This is a genomic window from Veillonella sp. LMAG:90 (assembly GCF_008679445.1).
Taxonomy (GTDB): Bacteria; Bacillota; Negativicutes; order Veillonellales; family Veillonellaceae; genus Veillonella_A.
The window spans coordinates 947,093-965,714 of sequence record NZ_NAND01000001.1; the positions used below are offsets into that span (position 1 = coordinate 947,093).

The following is an 18,622-nucleotide window of genomic DNA, read 5'->3' on the forward strand; positions in this document are numbered from 1 at the left end:
CGTTTTAAAACGACCGTTTGCCTAATTTAGGATGGCTGCATGGCTTGAGGGACAAGGTGTCGATGAGATGGGTCGCTTCGTCCAGACTCACGTCCTCATAATTGCCATGTCGCTCCAAGACGCACATAGGGGAATCAACGCCTACTTCGCCGGCGGGCAAATAAATATATTCTTCATTGGCTATATCTCCAAAAATATAGCCTGCTTGTAAATGTTCACGATGAATACGACTCATAAAAAGCTCCTTATAAAATTTGTTTAAGTTTGAAATCCATATAATCTGCTGAAACAAGATGCAATTTAGTATTGCCAAACGTTTCAGGAATGCGATCAAAGGAATTTTTGTCATGAAGATGACCGAAAATACAATGGTCAACTTTATATTTTTCTAAAAGTTCCGTAAAGCCGCTCGGTTCGTTTTTATCATTAAACGGCGGATAGTGCAAGAGCAAAATACGAATCGGAGCGTGTGCTGATGAGCTTGCGGCTACATTGTTGTCAGCTTGCGTGGCTACGGTTTCGGTTGTCGAAGTGACAGAGCCGTTTTTACGAAGGGCCTGTTCCATTTCCTGAAGAGCCGCTTCGGTGCGAAGCAATTCGCGGGCATAGATGGAAGTATCAGCTGCCTCATCAAAGGATGTATCATTGGGGCAAAGATAACCGCGCGTGCCGCCAAAAGCAATGTGGTCTATAGCGGTGCCGTGACCTTGCAAAAAGGTCAGCTCCTGTTGCATAGCGGTGTCCATTTTCTTGGCACTGCTCCACCAGTAATCATGATTGCCGCGGATTAAATAAATTTGGCCCGGCAGTTGGGCAATTGCTTTTAAATCAGACACTGCCTCCGCCAGGCGTAAAGCCCATGAAGTATCGCCGACAACAAAGACAATATCGTCATCGCTCACTTGTTCACGCCAAGCGGCTATGATGCGCTCGCGATGGTTTTGCCAATGTGGACCGAATACATCCATTGGCTTGGTAGGCGGTTCGCCTGAAAAGTGAAGATCGCCAATGGCAAAAATTTTCATGGTATCTCCTAACTAAATAAAAAAGTCGCAATTCAATTCATTTTTAATCTGTTCAACCCGTTCCTTGTTGCTGATCTGGCTAATAGAATAGCCGATATACAACGGTGACGTAACGTAACGAGGTACTATTTTAACATACTGTGAGCCGGTCTGTAAATCGTAGAAGAACAGATTGTACGAACCGCTGTGTCGTGAAAAGTCTGTTAAAATATAGTGTAAGATTTGTTGAATTCGTTTAGCCATTAAGGCTCTGGACGTTTTTTCATTAAACTCCATATTGAATTCGAAAAAACCGATAATGGGCTTATCGGATAAGGTAATTTTTAAATTATCGTCTTCTTTGAGAATAGGACCGTCAAAATGGTGAACTTTAATGTCTTCCCGATAATCGTAATCGTATAAGCCGATGATTTGGCTGTGAGGATGACGAATGGAGCCGCCGGACATTGGCCCGTAGTTTTTAAAATATAAGACGGATTTGAATTCTTCGCGGGCCATGGTTTCTTGCCATTTGCGCAAAGAAAAATCAAGCACTTCGGTAGCGGTTTCCGGTGAATATCTGGAATATTCACTAAAACAGTCGTGCGTTTCGATGATAACGGTGGGCCAGGTACGATCTAAGACGGGATATTTGTTCATAAGCCAGATAATATCGCCCTTTGTTTCCAATATGTCCGTAAGCTTATCCACGGCACAGAACGGGCAAGCCACTTCGCGATGGCGAATATTTTCCGGTTTGGTGCGGCCCATGGCTATGTTAAATATTAGTGGTTCATTCATAAGTACACCTCTCTTACTCTAATACTAACACAGGATTGACCTTTTGGGCAGTGTGATATAATTAAAATATATTAATTTACTAAAATCGATTTAGAATCACAGCATAGCTTGATGAATCAGAATTAAGGTTTAAAATAAAGTTTGAAGATTATATACAGTTTTTTTGAAAAAACAAATGAGGCAATGATATGAGACCGACTACATTATGTTTTATTATAAATGATAAAAAAGAGATTCTCTTGGGCCGCAAAAAGCGCGGCTTAGGCGCCGGTAAGCCTAATGGTTTTGGCGGCAAGCGGGAAGATGGTGAAACATTCCGTCAATGTGCGGTGCGCGAATTGTTTGAGGAAACGTCCTTGCTGGCTAAGCCGGAAGACTTGGAACCGGTAGCTATTTTGGATTTTCAATTCCCTTATAACGAGGATTGGACCCATGTCAATTATGTGTATCTATTGCGTAAATATGAAGGGCTTCCTATGGAAACGGAAGAAATGGAACCGTTTTGGACTTCTTTTGACAAAATTCCTTACGATACCATGTGGGCCGGTGATGAGGATTGGATCCCGCAGGTTTTAAACGGTGAACTTTTGAAAGGCACCCTTGTGTTTGGCAAGGATAATGACGGTGTCATGGACATGAAGATAACAAAAGTAACGGAGATTCCTGAGTTGGAATCGGTGGAGGCAATGAAAGAGTGGCTCGAAGCGTAAATGAGGATAAAGGTTTAAAAAATAAAAATATAGACACAGTAGCTTTAAAGGCGAAACCGGAATCCAATCAGGCTGCCGCTGAAAATGCTGTGGCTGAGGCGGCGTGGGTCAAGACGCTCCTTAGCTGGTACGATGCCAATAAACGGGACTTGCCGTGGCGCAAGACAAAGGATCCCTATCGCATTTGGGTATCGGAAATTATGTCTCAACAAACTCGTATTGAAGCAATGAAGCCGTACTACGAGAATTGGATGGAGCAATTCCCCACCAAGGAAGCCTTGGCTGAAGCTGATGAAGATACAGTAGTCAAAGCTTGGCAAGGTTTGGGTTATTACTCCCGGGCTCGTAATTTACGACTTGGTGTTCGCGAAGTAATGACTAAGTACGGCGGCGAGATGCCACGAACCCGCAAAGAGGTGGAAAGCCTTAAAGGCGTCGGAGCTTATACGGCGGGGGCTATTTTGTCGTTAGCTTTTGGTCAGCGCGAAGCCGCCATTGACGGTAATGTATTGCGTGTATATGCACGGCTTTACGCAGTGCGTGAAGATATTATGCGCACCGCCGGTAAAAAAGCGATTGCCGCGTTAGTTGAGGAAACATTGCCCTACGACAGACCGGGGGATTTTAATCAGTCCCTTATGGATTTTGGGGCGAGCATTTGTATTCCTAAAGCGCCCCGTTGTGAAGGTTGTCCTTTACGACGTTGGTGCCAAGCTGATGCACTGGGCATTGCCGCTGAATTACCGGTGCGTATTGTTAAGAAATCGGTCCCTATTATCTCTGTGGTAACGGGGCTTATTCGCAATGAAAAAGGGGAATATTTGCTTCATCGGCGCCCCGCTAGAGGGCTTTTGCATTCCATGTGGGAGTTTCCAAATGTGGAAGTGCCGCGTAATGTGACCATGCAGGATAAAAAAGAGTTGCCGTTAATCGGCGTTGATGAACTGGCTCGTGAATGGCAACGTAAATTTACAGACTCGAAGCGTCTAAAGGGCCGGCTTAAAGATACTGAAATTAAATGGCATAGCAAGGCGGTTACCACCTTGCGTCATGTGTTTTCCCATCGCTGTTGGGATATGGAAGCCTATGAGGCAGAGTTTACCGGTGATGACACGCTCGCAATAGAGCAAGACAATAGCGAATGGCGCTGGGTTTCGCCGGAAGATTTTACGGAGCTGCCTTGGGCTGGCCCTCATGGTAAACTGACAGTGTATTGTAGAGATTAAACTTTGAGAATGGCAGGTGAAAGAATGTCGGCACGATTAATATTTCTCATTATAACGACGCTTATTATCTTTCTTATAGTATTCGCCAACTCCTATTTGATTGTCCGTCTAACTAATGTGAAACGGCGTTCCCGTTGGTTTTGGCGATTAGTTTTGCTTCAAGTACTGGCTATCGGGGGGACAACGTATTACCAGATGGCACAGGTTCAACTTTTGGGAACCTCTATGTATGAGTTCTGGCGAGGCTGGGCGACCGGTACCTATGGGCTCATGATGGGTCTCGGCGTTTGTTTTGCCATATTGATTCCTTTGGGTATCGTTATGGCAGCCGTTAATTGGCGAGCTAAAAAAACGACTGCAGAAGAACAGGATAGTCGGCGGCAGTTTTTACGCAAAGCTATTTGGGCGGTGCCGGCAGTAACAGCCGGTGGCGGCGTAGTCAGAGCGTATGAAGGAGCCAAGGAGGTTCAAGTCAACCATATTGACTTGGTATTTCGCAGTTTGCCTGAATATTTAAAAGATTATAAATTGGCGCAGATTAGTGATGTTCATATCGGGCCGTTCATTGATTTGAAAGATTTCGACAAAATTACGCAGACCGTTTTAAATGAAAAGCCGGATCGCTTGGTTATTACGGGCGACTTAATTGATGACTTGGATTTTTTAAACCCTCTCTGTGGTCGCTTGGAAGAGTTATTTCCTAAAATTCCGGACGGCATCGACTATATTTTGGGGAATCACGAGTATTTTAAAAACCTGCCTCGCGTGTTGGAAGCCTTCAGCGGTATTTCCATGCGTATGCATCGTAACTCTTCGCTTCGCTTAAGCGGTGGCTCATGGCCCGTATATTTGGCCGGCGTTGAATATTCCTTTGACCACAGCGGTGAACAGCGTGAAACCTATCTGAAGGAAGCCTTAGCCAATGTTCCATCGGAAGCGTTTACCATTTTATTGGCTCATCATCCTGATTTTATTGAAAACGCGTTTGCCCATAATATTCCGGTGACGCTCTCCGGCCACACCCATGGTGGTCAGATTGTAGTCGGCGGCACAGCCCTTGTGCCGGTGGGAACGAAGTATTTTAAGGGTATGTATCGGGACGGCACGAAGTACGGTTATGTAAATAACGGCACGGGCCATTGGTTCCCGGTTCGCTATAATTGTCCGCGAGAAATTACGATATTCACATTTAGAGAAGGAAAAGTTGCAAAAGTATAGTAAAATATTAAAATTTTTTAAACTATTTGCTTAAAAGGGAAATTTCCATTGTCTAATTTTGTCAAAAAGTCTATAATGGTTGAGTTATCACATGAAACCGGCATATATTATGCGGTTATCATGTAGGCGAAGAAGATGATTATGATGAGAGGCCGGCGCTTGAGCGGCCAGTTGGTAGTCGAGGTGAAATAATGGATCAAAATCTTATTGCCTTTATACTTGGTATCGTAGAAGGGGCAACAGAATTCTTGCCGGTATCCAGTACCGGGCACATGATTTTAGTAGGTGACTTTTTAGGATTTACCGGCGAACGAGCCAGTGTATTTGAAGTATTTATCCAGTTAGGCGCGATTCTTTCCGTATTCTTCTATTATCGCGAAAAATTCATGAGCATGCTTCGTCGTGAGAACTGGATTCGTAATGACAGATTATCCTTAGCTCATATTTTCTTCGGCATGTTGCCGGCTATGGCCATCGGCTTCTTGGGCCATTCGTTTATTAAAAACTATTTATTCTCGGCGGGTACGGTTATTATCGGCTTAATCATCGGCGGTTTATTCATGCTTTGGGCTGAAAAACGTCATAAACCGATTACGGTACACGAAGTGGATCAATTGAGCATGTATCAATGTCTTCAAATCGGTTTGTTCCAGGTGTTGGCTTTGTGGCCGGGCTTCTCTCGCTCCGGTTCGACTATCGCCGGTGGCTTGATGCTCGGTGTAAGCCGTAAAGCAGCGGCTGACTTTTCCTTTATCATGGCCGTACCAATCATGTTGATTGCCTGTATCTATGATTTGCTCAAAATCATCGACCAGTTGCAATGGTCCGATTTCGTTATGTTTGCTATCGGTTTTGTAACGGCTTTCGTATTTGCATACTTGTCCATCGTATGGTTCTTGAAATTTTTAAATAAATCATCCTTGGCCGGTTTTGCGTATTATCGCTTTATAATCGCAGTGATTGCGTTTGCATACTTCTTCATTTTCTAATATAAGGGAATTCTATTTTGTATAGAATTTTGTGTTGACACACAAATAATGTCTTGTAGGGTGAGGAAGAATTAAACGTTTTGTTTATTTTAGTATCAGTAAAAATTGTTGATATAATCTTGCCATATCACAAAGAAAAAATGAATATTTGAACAGTAACGCTGTATATGAAGTTCTTAATGAATTCATATACAGCGTTTTTTACTGTCAGTGAAAAAACTTGATTGATGAATGAATTGTGAGCATGTTATAATTTCATTAAATGATTAAAAAAGGCTCTAATCAAAAAAGGAGTTTTAATCAAAAGGTATAGGTTAGTGGTTTTTGGAGGAAATTATGTGGCATATGGGTAAATCAAAGTATGGGAGTGTTAAGAAAAGCACTGAAAGTAAAATGAAAAAATTGGCAGCTGCTTTAGCTGTATTGGCCTTAGGTGCTAGCACCACTAATGTGGCTTTCGCGGAAACAAATGTAGCAGGGACCGATAGCTCGACGGCTAAGAATGGGATTGTTTTTGGCGCCGGCAGCACGGTAGATGGAGATAAGAGTATAGCTATCGGTAATGGCAGTAAAGCTACGATGACAGGTGGTGGTACAGTTGAAAATGCCGTGGCTATAGGGACTAATAGTGTGGCAAATGGAAGTGGGAGTATTGCAATCGGTAACGGCAGTAAGGCTCAAACCGGAGGCTCTGGTCCAAATCCGCCAAATACAACTAAAGCTATTGAAGATGCCGTAGCTATAGGGACTGAGGCTCATGCTTTTGCAACAAATGGGATCTCTATAGGTAAATTAAGTAAAGCTCAGAAGGCTTATACTCCATCGGAAGATGCTTCAAAAAATGGTTCTTCTTTGGCTATTGGTTACAACAGTCTTGCACAAGGTGGTGGCGTGGCCATTGGCTCCAATAATGAAACGTATGGGAACTTAAGCATAGCAATTGGTAAAGGTAACGTAGCAAAATATACTAGTATAGTTATAGGTAATGATAGTTCAACTGCGGAAAGTACGAATAACTCTATAGTGTTAGGGAATAACTCGAAAGTTTTAATTAATGGGAGAAATTCGATAGCAATAGGAACTAAAGCGACAAGTTTACAAGCAAGATCAATTGCTATTGGTGAAAGAACGGTGGTAAATAAATATGGTATTGCTTTAGGCCTAAACAGTATTGCGGCAGGGAAAATTGACGGAAGCACGGCAAATACAGGACAAAATAATATTGCTATAGGTAGAGAAACATATAGTAATATAAATTCCATTGCTGTTGGCTATAGAGCGAGTGCTATAGATTTAGGTGTTGCTTTGGGATTCAAAAGTAAAGGCGGCACTAATGGAATTGCTATTGGAAACTCGGCTAATGCAGCAGATAGAACAATAGCTATAGGTCTTATGGCTAAAAGTCTCAATGAGTACAGTGTGGCCTTAGGTAGCTTGTCAAAAGCTGAAGCTACAGGGGCAACCGCTTTTGGCTATAATGCGACTGTTACTCAAAATTCTAAAGATGCCATAGCATTGGGAAGGGATAGCCAAGTAAAAGTGGAAGGCGGTATTGCTGCGGGAGCATATACGGTGGCAGACCGAGGAGGTCAAATCATCGGTTATTTACCAACACTAACAACTGATTTGCAAAATAATTCAGTAAGTGGTGATATGATTGGAACCAGTGATAGTAATTTAATCGCAAATATTGCAAAATTGAATGCAGGTGATTCGTCATTTGATTCGCAGTGGGACAAGGCATTACATTTTTATGATGATACAAGTAATGTAGAAAAAGAAAAGAAATATAATGAATTGTTGCAAGTTTACTCAAGTGCTCAAGAAGCTGCTGATAATAAATCCGCTGAGGTATCGGCTATAAAGCAGGAAGAGATGGCTAAGGCTATGGATGTATATGCTAAGTCGAATAAGTCTACTCCTGATGGTACTGAAGAATATGGGGCAGAGTATAATGCGAATGCATTTGATTATAAAAGTAATCAAAGGTTTAAAGATGCTGATAAGGCACGAGCAGAGTTAGCAACTGCAGCGTGGAAGGCGAAACAAGCATTAAATAGTTGGGTTGCCGTTAACAGTGAATTTATGCAAGCCAAAATACAGAAGGATAATCTCGTATCTATTTACAAATCCACAACCGGCGCCTTTAGTGTAGGCGCATCCGCCTATGTAGATCAAAACGGTGCTTACCATGGTGCCGTTACACGCCAAATCACGAATTTAGCGGCCGGCACTGCCGATACGGATGCAGTTAACGTGGCGCAGTTAAAAGCAGTGGCCAATCACATTGTGCCTATTTATAGTGGCAGCACCAAGAAGGGTGATACTTATACTGTTGAGGCTTCGAAGTTTTCACCAACACTAAGTAATTTAGCCTTATCTTTTGGCAATGGCCTAAAAGCAGAAGAAGTAACGTCCGCCGATAATGAAAAGCATATTTTTGTGTCCTTAGATAAAGATTCGCTAAAAGGTGATGATGCCTTTAAAGGTGACAAAGGGGTTAAGGGGGACAAAGGGGATGCCGGTGCTGACGGTCCTACAGGCCCACAGGGTCCGCAAGGTCCGGCCGGTCCGCAAGGCCCTAAAGGTGACAAGGGTGAAAAAGGCGACACCGGTCATAGCGTTGTTTGGTCTGATGCGGTGATTCATTTAGATAATAGCGGTAATCAGGTTGTCTATGTAGACGGCAAACCGTTCTTAGCTACGGATATTACCGAATCCGGCGAAGTAAAAGCCGGTGCCACCGAATTCACCGGTAAATCCACGGTAAGTACGTTGGCCGGTATGAATCGTGATACTACGGAAACTATTACGTTGACCAATGTGAAAGCCGGTAAAATCTCGGCTGATTCCACCGAAGCCGTTAACGGTTCCCAGTTATATGCTGTGAATGAACGAATTAATGCCCAAGGTAATAATATTCAAACGATTAATAATAATTTGAATCGTTTGGACAATCGTGTAAATAAAGCCGTAGCCGGGGCGGTCGCTTTAGCCGGTTTAAATCCGCTTGATTTCGATCCTAATGATAAAATCTCTTTTGCAGCCGGTATGGGGGGCTATAAGGGTGAGCAGGCTTACGCCTTAGGTGCATTCTATCGGCCAAATCGTAATACTATGGTGAATGCAGCGGCAACTTTAGGAGATGAAACAATGTATAATGTGGGTGTTTCCTTTAAATTTGGCTCTGAATCCGAGTATAGCGCGTATTCTAAGGCAGAGCTTGCGGGCTACGTAGAAGCGCAAGCGGGTGCCATGAATGAGTTACAGGCTAAATATGCAGCTCAAACTGATACCGTAGTTGACTTACAATCACAAGTTAGTGCGTTGGAAGAACGATTAGCTCAGTTGGAAGCAAGTCTGAAAAAATAATATATCCGTTTAATAGCCGTAGTGTGTTATTTTATAATGCAGTACGGCTATTTTACATTGAGGAGTACGTCTATATTAGTTTGCTCGATAGCGTTGAATTGTAGCTGTTAAATAGGACAAGAAATATGTTTGAACAGAGTCTGGAGATGGGAAGAGTACAGTGTTTTTACACATTGTAAAAAAAATAGTGTGTTTTGCAAGAATTTTGTAAAAAAGTACTTGCGCAAAAATATTACCTATGCTATTATAATAAAGCGCTATACGGGAAACGGAAGCGCAGAACAAAATGTCAATCTGAGCTAAAAAATCTATTGACAAGATGTTCAGGAATATGTATAATATTCCATGTTGTGGTATGCTGGCGTAGCTCAATCGGTAGAGCAGCTGACTTGTAATCAGCAGGTTGTGGGTTCAATTCCTATCGCCAGCTCCATTATTTTTGGAGGGATTCCCGAGCGGCCAAAGGGAGCAGACTGTAAATCTGCCGTCTTCGACTTCGAAGGTTCGAATCCTTCTCCCTCCACCATTCATCGCGGGGTGGAGCAGTTGGTAGCTCGTCGGGCTCATAACCCGAAGGTCGCAGGTTCAAGTCCTGTCCCCGCAACCATTCATTACGTATGCTGGTGTAGCTCAGTCGGCAGAGCGTATCCTTGGTAAGGATAAGGTCACCGGTTCAATCCCGGTCACTAGCTCCATATACACTTGGCGGCATAGCTCAGTTGGCTAGAGCAATCGGTTCATACCCGGTGTGTCCGCGGTTCAAATCCGTGTGCCGCCACCATTATTTTTCAGTTGGTAACTCACATATCAATGTGGGTTTATTTTTTTATTAAAATTAGTATTTTGGAGGTGGGCATTTGTATGCACGAGAAGAAGGAGTTAGCTAGGGGGTTAAAAAATCGACATGTACAGTTGTTGGCAATTGGGGGAGCCATAGGTACAGGTTTATTTTTAGGATCAGGCCGTTCCATTCATTTGGCGGGACCGTCCATTTTGTTAGCGTATATTATTACGGGTTTGATTTCGTTCTTTATGATGAGGGCCTTGGGGGAACTGTTGCTCTCGAATACAGATCATCATTCTTTCGTAGATTTTGTTGAAGAATATATTGGACCGGGCGCCGCTTTTGTTACCGGCTGGACCTATTGGTTCTGTTGGGTGTCGCTGGCCATGGCCGACGTTACGGCCGCGGGGGTATATATCCAGTATTGGATACCGAATGTAGAGCCGTGGATACCGAGTCTTTGTATTTTACTGATTCTGTTCGCTTCGAATTTGATGGCAGTCAAAATTTTCGGTGAATTGGAATTCTGGTTCGCATTAATTAAAGTTATCGCCATTTTAGGTTTAATCGGCGGCGGTTTATATTTAATATTTATCGGCTACCAGACCGATGTGGGACCGGTAAGTTTCTCTAATTTATGGAGTCATGGCGGTTGGTTCCCGAATGGCTGGGAAGGCTTTGTGTTGTCCTTCCAGATGGTTGTATTTGCTTTTACGGGGATTGAACTGGTAGGCTTAACGGCGGGCGAAACGGAAAATCCTAAGAAGGTAATTCCGCAGGCAATCAACAATATTCCGATTCGTATTATTATTTTCTACGTTGGTGCCTTGGCAATTATTATGAGTATTTATCCGTGGACAGCCGTAAACGCTGACTCTAGTCCGTTCGTACAGGTATTTAAAGCGGCCGGTATCGTAGCGGCTGCGGCTATTGTTAACTTTATCGTGCTAACATCGGCTGCATCGGCTTGTAACAGTGGTTTGTTCAGTACAAGCCGCATGGTGTACACTTTGGCTCGTGAAGGGAATGCACCGCGTCGTATGTTCCGTTTGCGTTCCAATCAGGTGCCTATGAACGCCGTTGTATTCTCTGCGTTGGTTATTTTTATCGCCGTTATTATGCAGTACATTATGCCTGAAAACGTGTTTATTTTGATTACCAGTGTGTCTACGTTCTGCTTTATTTTCATCTGGGCCATCATCTTGGTTTGTCATATGAAATATCGCAAACAGCATCCGGAATTGGCTAAACAAAATCCGTTTAAAATGCCGTTATATCCGCTTATGAACTACGTGATTTTAGGCTTCTACTTCTTAGTATTAGTTTCTTTAGCCTTTAATAATGAAACACTTATTGCCTTACTCTTTACACCGGTTTGGTTCGGTATGTTGTGGTGTTTCTACAAATTACAAACTTTAAAACAGAATTACGGCAACTAAATTTTTAATAAATCCCTAAAATCTCCTGTAGTTTTTAGGGATTTTAATGTTAGATTCTTTTCATTAGTGATTTTTTGTATTATAATGAGCGTATATAGGTTATTATTTTTGTGAAGGAGGCTATTACTTCAATGGCAAAAGCAAAATTCGAACGTACTAAACCGCATGTTAACATCGGTACTATCGGTCACGTTGACCATGGTAAAACTACTCTTACTGCAGCAATCACTAAAGTTCTTGCTGAAGAAGGTAAGGCTCAATTCCAAGATTACAGCATGATCGACAAAGCTCCGGAAGAACGTGAACGTGGTATCACCATCAACACTTCCCACGTAGAATATGAAACTGAAAATCGTCACTATGCACACGTTGACTGCCCGGGCCATGCCGACTATGTTAAAAACATGATCACCGGTGCTGCTCAGATGGACGGCGCTATCTTGGTTATCGCTGCAACTGACGGCCCTATGGCTCAGACTCGTGAACACATCCTTCTTGCTCGTCAGGTAGGTGTACCTGCTATCGTTGTATTCTTGAACAAAGCAGATATGGTTGACGATGATGAATTGATCGAATTAGTAGAAATGGAAGTTCGCGATCTTCTTACTACTTATGAATTCCCTGGCGACGAAGTACCTATTATCGTAGGTTCCGCTTTGAAAGCTTTGGAAGGAGACCCTAAATACGTAGAAAAAATCAAAGAATTGATGCAGGCAGTTGATGACTACATCCCAACTCCTGAACGCGACACTGACAAAACTTTCTTGATGCCGGTGGAAGACGTTTTCACAATTACCGGTCGTGGTACAGTAGCTACCGGCCGTGTTGAACGTGGCGAAGTTAAAGTTGGCGACACTGTTGAAATCGTTGGCTTGAAAGAAAAAGCTGAAAGCTACGTAGTAACCGGTCTTGAAATGTTCCGTAAAACTTTGGACTCTGCAGTAGCAGGCGACAACGTTGGTGCTCTTCTTCGTGGTGTAGACCGCAAAGACATCGAACGTGGTCAAGTATTGGCTAAACCGGGTTCCATTCACCCACATACTAAATTCAAAGGTGAAGTTTACGTATTGACTAAAGAAGAAGGTGGCCGTCATACTCCATTCTTCTCCAACTACCGTCCACAGTTCTACTTCCGTACAACTGACGTAACCGGTGTTATCCAGTTGCCTGAAGGTACTGAAATGTGTATGCCTGGTGATAACATCACTATGACTATTGAATTGATTACTCCAATCGCTATCGAAGCAGGTCTTCGTTTCGCGATTCGTGAAGGTGGCCACACAGTAGGCGCCGGTGTTGTTACTGAAATTATCGAAGGCTAATTTCAGACTCGTACACTGATACAAACTAATAAAATGCCGCTCGGATATCCGGGCGGCATTTTTGTTTGTCCTAATTATGGGTCATTTTGTCCTAATTATGGGGCATGATATTAAATCTCGAGCGTAATAGCGAAAGGTTGCTGAGATTTTTTTAGAAAAATAAAATTTTCGCTTGACATGGACAAATGTTTTCTCGTATAATGATTTCAATTTAAAAAAGCAGAATGCTTAGTGTAGCGGGCAACATAATTGCAAAGCTCGAAAGCAGGAAGCAACGTAAAAGTTATGACGAAAGAAAGTAGCCCTGTAAGGCATGCGCAGAGAGCCGTTGGTTGGTGTAAAACGGCAGTGATTACAGTGTGAAGTTCCTTTCCGAACTGCAAGGCTGAATTAAGTAGGCTGCGCCGGCGTGGTTGTCGTTAGAAGAACTATGAGTTGGTCGATTCGAGATAATGAGGGTGGTACCGCGGATATTCCGTCCCTTGGGTACTACCCTCTTTTTTTATACTCCGAAATCGTCAATGAGGGTGGTACCGCGATTCGTCATCGTCCCTTTTTAGGGGCGATTTTTTATTTCATAGTTGGCGATTTTGCTAATATGATGTTTTGAGAAAAAGGCGGACGGGCCGGTGATATGCCCCAATCACCAGAGAGAGGAGCGATTTAAATGACTATTTCAACTGTGATTGTAGGGCTGTATGTGGTATTACTCTTCGTGATTTCCTGGGCGTCGCGCAAATTGACGACGGGCAAGGCGGAAAATTATGTGCTCGCCGGGCGTCGTATGACAACACCGCTTATTACCGTATCTATCGTCGGTTTGGCCGTTGGCGGGGCATCCACCATCGGGGGAGCCGAACAGGCCTATGTAAAAGGTATTTCCGCCGGCTGGTACACGGCCGCTTGGGGCCTTGGGGCCATTGTGATGGGCCTTACGGTGGCGAAACGGTATCGTCGTTTGCAGATTACGACGGTTCCGGAAATGCTGGAGCGCTACTATGATAAAAAGAGCCGTATTGCAGGCATCGTGATTCAAATCATGGTTCAACTTTGTGTTATGAGTTTGCAATATGTGGCGGGCGGTACCATTTTGGCCGCTTTATTGCCGGATGTTTTCACCGTAACAACGGGCATGATCATGAGTGCCATCGTTTTCATCGGCGTTACTATGATGGGCGGCATGTGGTCCGCCAGCATCTCCAATTTGTTGAATGTTACCCTTAAATATATCGGCATTTCTGCCGCTGCTTATATGGCCGTTGTTATGATTGGCGGTACCGCCGCCATCGAGGCACAGGCACCGATGCCTCATATGTTTGATTTGGTAGACGGTGTTGGAGGCATGACGATTTTGACTTGGATTGTTACCTTGATTACCGTTAATCTATCCTTGCAGAGTATCATTCAAATTTCGCTTGGTGCCAAAACGGTGGGCATCGCACGTAAAGGGTTCATCTTGGGCGGCCTCATTATGTTGCCAATCGGTTTCATCAGTGCCTACTTGGGCGTAATCGCGGCTGAATTGTATCCCGGCTTGGCACCGGCGTTGGCCTTACCGAAATTAATCGTTTCGCTTCATCCGCTTTTGGCCGGTTTGACCTTGGCAGCCCTTTGGGCAGCCGATGAAAGTACCGCTTGTAATTTATTGTTGAGCTCCGGTACTTTATTCTCCCAGGATATTTACAAACGTTTTATCAATCCGAATGTAACTGATGAAAAATATACGCTTATTACCAAAATTGCCATCGTGGTTATGGGGCTCATGACATTCATCTTCGCACTGACTATCAGCGGCATCATCGCTACCTTGATGCAGGGCTTAAGCCTTATGGCAGCTTTCGCGGTTATCGTCTTGATGACCTTGTTCGCACCTAAATATTGCAGCCGTATCGGTGCGTTCTACACTTTGGTGGCGGCTGTAGTAACATTGCTTGCCTGGAATTTCGTGCCGGCCGTACGCATCGTGCCACATGTAATCTATTTGGAATGGATTGTGTGCAGCATTACCTTCGGCGTTTGTACCTTAGTAAGCCGTCAGGCTATTAAAACAGATGCCGCGCTGGAAGGGGAAACAGCGGAAGAAGGCATGGTTAATTCGTTGAATTAAAATTAGATTTTTTAAAAACAGTAAGGGTTAAATATTGTAAGGAGTGCTCCGGCTAAAACTGAGAGTGCTCCTTTTATTTACCTCATGCCCTTTTATTTTCGCTGTGTATTGAATTCGTGCTATAATTAATAATTAAGATGTGTTTTGCTCGAGGAGGTTGCGCCGTGACAAGAAATGAAATACTAAATGGCTTACAATCGCTTAGAGCCAATGAAGTAAGCCGTGTAGAAAGCAATCCTCACAAACCGTTTAAAGTTGGTTTGGTCTATCCGAATACGTATTTCGTAGGGATGAGTAATTTGGGGTTGCAGATTATATATGAAGAAGTGAATTTACGTGAACGAAGTTGTGGTGAACGGTATTTTATGCCGGCCTCGTCGGAGCTTCGTGATTATGAAAAACATCGTTTGCCGCTTATGAGTGTGGAGACGCAACGACCACTCAATGAATGTGATGTTATCGGTATCGATATTACCTTTGAGATGGATTATTTTAATATACCGCAGCTTTTGAAATTAGGTCGTGTGCCGGTGAAACGAATTCATCGCATCGAGCGCGATCCTATCGTAATTGCCGGCGGTCCCTGTGCTACGTTTAATCCGGAGCCGTTATCGGATTTTATTGATGCGTTTATCATCGGTGAAGGGGAAGAACTTATTTCGAAAATGCTAAGCGTTATCGAAGAGGGGCGTTTGAATAATGAGTCGCGTATTGATATTTTGAAAAATCTAAGTCGCTTGGAAGGTGTGTATGTACCGGAATTCTATGAACCGCAATATGATGAAAATGGTGATTTTGCCGGTTATAATATGAATTCAGATGGAGCTTTTGAAACAGGTTTTGAAGCGAAATCTGGAAGGCAAGCAGAAGATTCCGCCAAAGACAATCTGCCTCGTGTTACACGCCATTGGCGACAGTTGGAATCAGTGGGGGAAACGGTAATCGCCACGGATTATACGGAATTCGGGGCCATGTACATCGTAGAAGTGGCCCGCGGTTGCGGCCGGCATTGTCGCTTCTGCATGGCCGGTTATTGCTATCGCACACCGCGTTTGCGTAAACTTGATTTACTGAAAGCCGGCGTAGATAGGGCGGCTGAGTTAAACAAGAAAGTGGGACTCATGGGCGCCGCTATTTCCGATTATCCTGATATTGATGAGTTGGTGACTTATATTCGTTCAAAAGGTTTGCGTTATTCCTGTGCCTCCTTACGGGCCGATTCGTTGACCCAAGCCGTAGTGGATGGACTCGCCGCCAGTGGCCAACAGACGATTACTATAGCACCGGAAGCAGGCAGTGACAGGCTGCGCCGGGTTATTAACAAAGGCATTTCCAATGAGGATATGCGTAAGGCCGTAACCTTGGCGGCGAAGGCGGGCATTCCGCATATTCGGCTCTATATCATGGTTGGTTTGCCTACGGAGACGGATGAAGATATTGAGGCCATTGTGACTATGGCGAATGATGTGTTCGGCTACATGCAGGATGCAGGGTGTAAAGGGCGTTTGACCTTGAGTGTCAATCCGTTTATACCGAAGCCGTTTACGCCGTTTCAATGGATGCCTATGGCGAACCAAAAAGAAGTGACGAAGAAGCTGAATTCAATCAAGAAAGCGCTTGGCAAGAACCGACGCATTGAGGTGCTCGTGGAATCACCGAAAGAAGCCTATATTCAAGGTGTGCTGGCGCGCGGTGATCGCCGTTTGGGTGAGATTATTGCCTATGCCGCTGAAAATGGCGGCGCGAAAGCTTTCAAAAACGCTTGCCGTGAATTTGATTATGATATGGATAGCGCTTTATATCGAGAAAGAGAACTAACTGAGCCGCTTCCTTGGGACATGCTGGATATGCAATTGGCCGAAGGTTACTTGGCGACTGAGTGGCAACGGAGTTTGACGGAAACATATACAGCGCCTTGCCAAGCCGGCTGTAGGCGCTGCGGGGTTTGTAATGAAACGGGGTGTGATTATGGCACGACAGAATAGAACCGTAATTCGCGAAGGTGGCGGTTTTCCGGGACGTCCCTTTGAATTTGAAGCAGATGCCACATTGACAGGTTTTCCACTGATGCACGGTGTGACCCGGCGCTTTGGCGGTGTTTCTAAGAAGCCTTTTGATTCATTTAATTTAGGCCTTCATGTAGGCGATGATATAGAAGCCGTTTGGGAAAATCGCCGCCGTTTGGCCAAACATTTACGGGTCGGACCGGAGCTGTTAACCTGTGCGCAGCAGGTGCACGGCACGGAGATTTCCGAAGTGACGGAAGCGAATGTGGGGGCCGGTGCTTTTCAGATGGACAAAGCTATCCCTAATAGTGATGCCATATTTACCTGCTTGGAAGAAGTACCGTTATTACTCTTGGTAGCCGATTGTGTGCCCGTTTTGGTGTATGACCCGAACCACCATGCCGTAGCGGTCATTCATGCCGGCTGGCGCGGGACTATCGGTCATGTGCCGATTTTGACGATGGAAGCGATGGGGAATGCCTATGGTACACGGCCGCAAGACTGTCATGTATACCTCGGCCCGTCCATTCATTATAATTCCTTCGAAGTTAGTGAAGAACTGGCGGAAACCTTTCGCAAAGCATCCTATATTCCGGATCAGATTGTCGGTTATCGCTATCGGGCAGACAAGGGAATTCAGACGCCGCATGTTAATTTGCAGCAGTTTATCGTGCAGGATTTACGCCAAATCGGCGTACCTTTACAGCAGATTACCGTGTCTCCTACAGATAGTATGACGGCACCCGGTTGTTATTCGTATCGTCGTGAGTTTGGCAAAACCGGTCGAATGGCATTATTTGCAATGCTTAGAAAACAGAAGAAATGACCGATTTACTCATATTTTCATTGGCATTTTAGCTTATTTATTATATAATATTATCGCATGAAAGTATTTTTTACATGCACTAACGAGCGTATGCTGGTGCATAAGGGGGTAAGCTATGATAAAAGACGCGTTGGAAGCTGTGCAAAAGCGGATGGCTGATGCCATGGCGAAAGCAGGTCGCACTGACCGGGTAACGCTCATAGCTGTGACAAAAAATCATCCTGTATCAGCAGTGGAAACGGTGGCGCAATTAGGCGTCCGCACAGTGGGAGAAAATCGGGTCCAGGAAGCGAAGGAGAAGTTGTTGACTTACAATGGACCGGAGCTGGAATGGCACTTGATTGGTCATTTGCAAATGAACAAAGTGCGACAAGCTGTTCCATTGTTTTCCTTAATACACTCTGTAGATAGCAGTAAGCTACTGGATGAGATAAATAAAGTGGCCGCTAAATGTGGCAAAATACAAGATGTTTTGCTGCAAGTCAATGTGGCTCGGGAAGCAAGTAAGTCCGGGTTGACAGTAGAGGACTTTCCGGAAGTGCGCGATTATGCGAAGACATTGCCGAATGTAAGAGTCAAAGGATTGATGTGCATGGCACCTTTTTTCGAAGATCCTGAAGAGGCTCGTCCTATTTTTCGAGTAGCCCATGCATTATATGAGGATATGAAATCCCAATTCCCGGAAGGACAGATTGAATATTTGTCCATGGGAATGACCCATGACTTTGAAGTGGCTTTGGGAGAAGGCGCGAATATGATTCGCGTTGGCACCGCAATTTTTGGTAACCGAGTATATGATTAAAATAGCGCGTTGTAGG

At 44.2% G+C, this 18,622-nt stretch carries 14 protein-coding genes, 5 tRNA genes and 1 other annotated feature; of the genes, 16 read left to right on the top strand and 3 right to left on the bottom strand.

Features of this window, described 5'->3' with window-relative positions; all coding sequences use genetic code 11:
* Positions 1–4 precede the first annotated feature (4 nt).
* From CCC71_RS04160 to CCC71_RS04170, 3 genes are read right to left on the bottom strand one after another with little or no spacing between them, the layout of a single operon-like run.
* Entirely contained in the window at positions 5–235 is a 231-nt protein-coding gene (locus CCC71_RS04160) for a hypothetical protein (protein ID WP_021840628.1), read from the bottom strand.
* A 10-nt stretch (positions 236–245) separates the two neighbouring features.
* On the bottom strand, positions 246–1,025 hold the full coding sequence (locus CCC71_RS04165) for a metallophosphoesterase (RefSeq protein WP_021840627.1): 780 nt from the start codon (positions 1,023–1,025) through the stop codon (positions 246–248).
* Between the two features lie 12 nt (positions 1,026–1,037).
* Complete coding sequence (locus tag CCC71_RS04170; protein WP_021840626.1) at positions 1,038–1,805, bottom strand: DUF4931 domain-containing protein; 768 nt, start codon at positions 1,803–1,805, stop codon at positions 1,038–1,040.
* A gap of 188 nt (positions 1,806–1,993) precedes the next feature.
* On the opposite strand from CCC71_RS04170, the gene CCC71_RS04175 reads away from it, so the two are divergent.
* From CCC71_RS04175 to CCC71_RS04250, 16 genes are all read left to right on the top strand, one after another.
* Positions 1,994–2,515: an 8-oxo-dGTP diphosphatase gene (locus CCC71_RS04175; RefSeq protein ID WP_021840625.1), complete on the top strand. Its 522-nt coding sequence runs from the start codon at positions 1,994–1,996 to the stop codon at positions 2,513–2,515.
* A gap of 89 nt (positions 2,516–2,604) precedes the next feature.
* Positions 2,605–3,741: an A/G-specific adenine glycosylase gene (gene mutY, locus CCC71_RS04180; RefSeq protein ID WP_296333606.1), complete on the top strand. Its 1,137-nt coding sequence runs from the start codon at positions 2,605–2,607 to the stop codon at positions 3,739–3,741.
* A gap of 117 nt (positions 3,742–3,858) precedes the next feature.
* On the top strand, positions 3,859–4,959 hold the full coding sequence (locus tag CCC71_RS04185) for a metallophosphoesterase (RefSeq protein WP_295243797.1): 1,101 nt from the start codon (positions 3,859–3,861) through the stop codon (positions 4,957–4,959).
* A 191-nt stretch (positions 4,960–5,150) separates the two neighbouring features.
* Complete coding sequence (locus tag CCC71_RS04190) at positions 5,151–5,948, top strand: undecaprenyl-diphosphate phosphatase (RefSeq protein WP_247240168.1); 798 nt, start codon at positions 5,151–5,153, stop codon at positions 5,946–5,948.
* 336 nt (positions 5,949–6,284) lie between these two features.
* Entirely contained in the window at positions 6,285–9,320 is a 3,036-nt protein-coding gene (locus CCC71_RS04195) for a YadA-like family protein (protein WP_296333062.1), read from the top strand.
* Positions 9,321–9,677: 357 nt separating this feature from the next.
* A tRNA-Thr gene (locus tag CCC71_RS04200) sits at positions 9,678–9,753 on the top strand.
* Positions 9,754–9,761: 8 nt separating this feature from the next.
* A tRNA-Tyr gene (locus tag CCC71_RS04205) sits at positions 9,762–9,846 on the top strand.
* A 5-nt stretch (positions 9,847–9,851) separates the two neighbouring features.
* A tRNA-Met gene (locus CCC71_RS04210) sits at positions 9,852–9,927 on the top strand.
* 12 nt (positions 9,928–9,939) lie between these two features.
* Positions 9,940–10,015, top strand: a tRNA-Thr gene (locus CCC71_RS04215).
* Between the two features lie 9 nt (positions 10,016–10,024).
* A tRNA-Met gene (locus CCC71_RS04220) sits at positions 10,025–10,101 on the top strand.
* Between the two features lie 80 nt (positions 10,102–10,181).
* Complete coding sequence (locus CCC71_RS04225) at positions 10,182–11,543, top strand: amino acid permease (protein ID WP_247240178.1); 1,362 nt, start codon at positions 10,182–10,184, stop codon at positions 11,541–11,543.
* Positions 11,544–11,674: 131 nt separating this feature from the next.
* Positions 11,675–12,865, top strand: a complete 1,191-nt coding sequence (tuf, locus tag CCC71_RS04230; protein ID WP_296333065.1) for an elongation factor Tu — start codon at positions 11,675–11,677, stop codon at positions 12,863–12,865.
* Between the two features lie 276 nt (positions 12,866–13,141).
* Positions 13,142–13,351 (top strand) — a binding site (T-box leader).
* Between the two features lie 181 nt (positions 13,352–13,532).
* The gene (locus tag CCC71_RS04235) at positions 13,533–14,972 is read left to right on the top strand and encodes a sodium:solute symporter family protein (protein ID WP_296333068.1); all 1,440 of its coding nucleotides are present in this window, start codon (positions 13,533–13,535) and stop codon (positions 14,970–14,972) included.
* 164 nt (positions 14,973–15,136) lie between these two features.
* On the top strand, positions 15,137–16,957 hold the full coding sequence (locus CCC71_RS04240) for a radical SAM protein (RefSeq protein ID WP_247240105.1): 1,821 nt from the start codon (positions 15,137–15,139) through the stop codon (positions 16,955–16,957).
* Positions 16,941–17,804 carry a peptidoglycan editing factor PgeF gene (gene pgeF, locus CCC71_RS04245; RefSeq protein WP_247240106.1) on the top strand — a complete coding sequence of 288 codons (864 nt, stop codon included), beginning with the start codon at positions 16,941–16,943 and terminating at the stop codon, positions 17,802–17,804. Before CCC71_RS04240 ends, pgeF begins: the two co-directional genes overlap by 17 nt.
* Before the next feature lie 115 nt (positions 17,805–17,919).
* A complete protein-coding gene (locus CCC71_RS04250; protein WP_021840487.1) occupies positions 17,920–18,606 on the top strand; it encodes a YggS family pyridoxal phosphate-dependent enzyme in 687 nt (228 codons plus the stop codon).
* Positions 18,607–18,622 lie beyond the last annotated feature (16 nt).

What these genes read in the sequence shown, in the direction of transcription:
- CCC71_RS04160 (WP_021840628.1), bottom strand. Translation starts at nt 235, where the DNA reads ATGAGTCGTATTCATCGTGAACATTTACAAGCAGGCTATATTTTTGGA.
- CCC71_RS04165 (WP_021840627.1), bottom strand. Translation starts at nt 1,025, where the DNA reads ATGAAAATTTTTGCCATTGGCGATCTTCACTTTTCAGGCGAACCGCCT.
- CCC71_RS04170 (WP_021840626.1), bottom strand. Translation starts at nt 1,805, where the DNA reads ATGAATGAACCACTAATATTTAACATAGCCATGGGCCGCACCAAACCG.
- CCC71_RS04175 (WP_021840625.1), top strand. Translation starts at nt 1,994, where the DNA reads ATGAGACCGACTACATTATGTTTTATTATAAATGATAAAAAAGAGATT.
- CCC71_RS04190 (WP_247240168.1), top strand. Translation starts at nt 5,151, where the DNA reads ATGGATCAAAATCTTATTGCCTTTATACTTGGTATCGTAGAAGGGGCA.
- CCC71_RS04195 (WP_296333062.1), top strand. Translation starts at nt 6,285, where the DNA reads ATGTGGCATATGGGTAAATCAAAGTATGGGAGTGTTAAGAAAAGCACT.
- CCC71_RS04225 (WP_247240178.1), top strand. Translation starts at nt 10,182, where the DNA reads ATGCACGAGAAGAAGGAGTTAGCTAGGGGGTTAAAAAATCGACATGTA.
- tuf (WP_296333065.1), top strand. Translation starts at nt 11,675, where the DNA reads ATGGCAAAAGCAAAATTCGAACGTACTAAACCGCATGTTAACATCGGT.
- CCC71_RS04235 (WP_296333068.1), top strand. Translation starts at nt 13,533, where the DNA reads ATGACTATTTCAACTGTGATTGTAGGGCTGTATGTGGTATTACTCTTC.
- pgeF (WP_247240106.1), top strand. Translation starts at nt 16,941, where the DNA reads ATGGCACGACAGAATAGAACCGTAATTCGCGAAGGTGGCGGTTTTCCG.
- CCC71_RS04250 (WP_021840487.1), top strand. Translation starts at nt 17,920, where the DNA reads ATGATAAAAGACGCGTTGGAAGCTGTGCAAAAGCGGATGGCTGATGCC.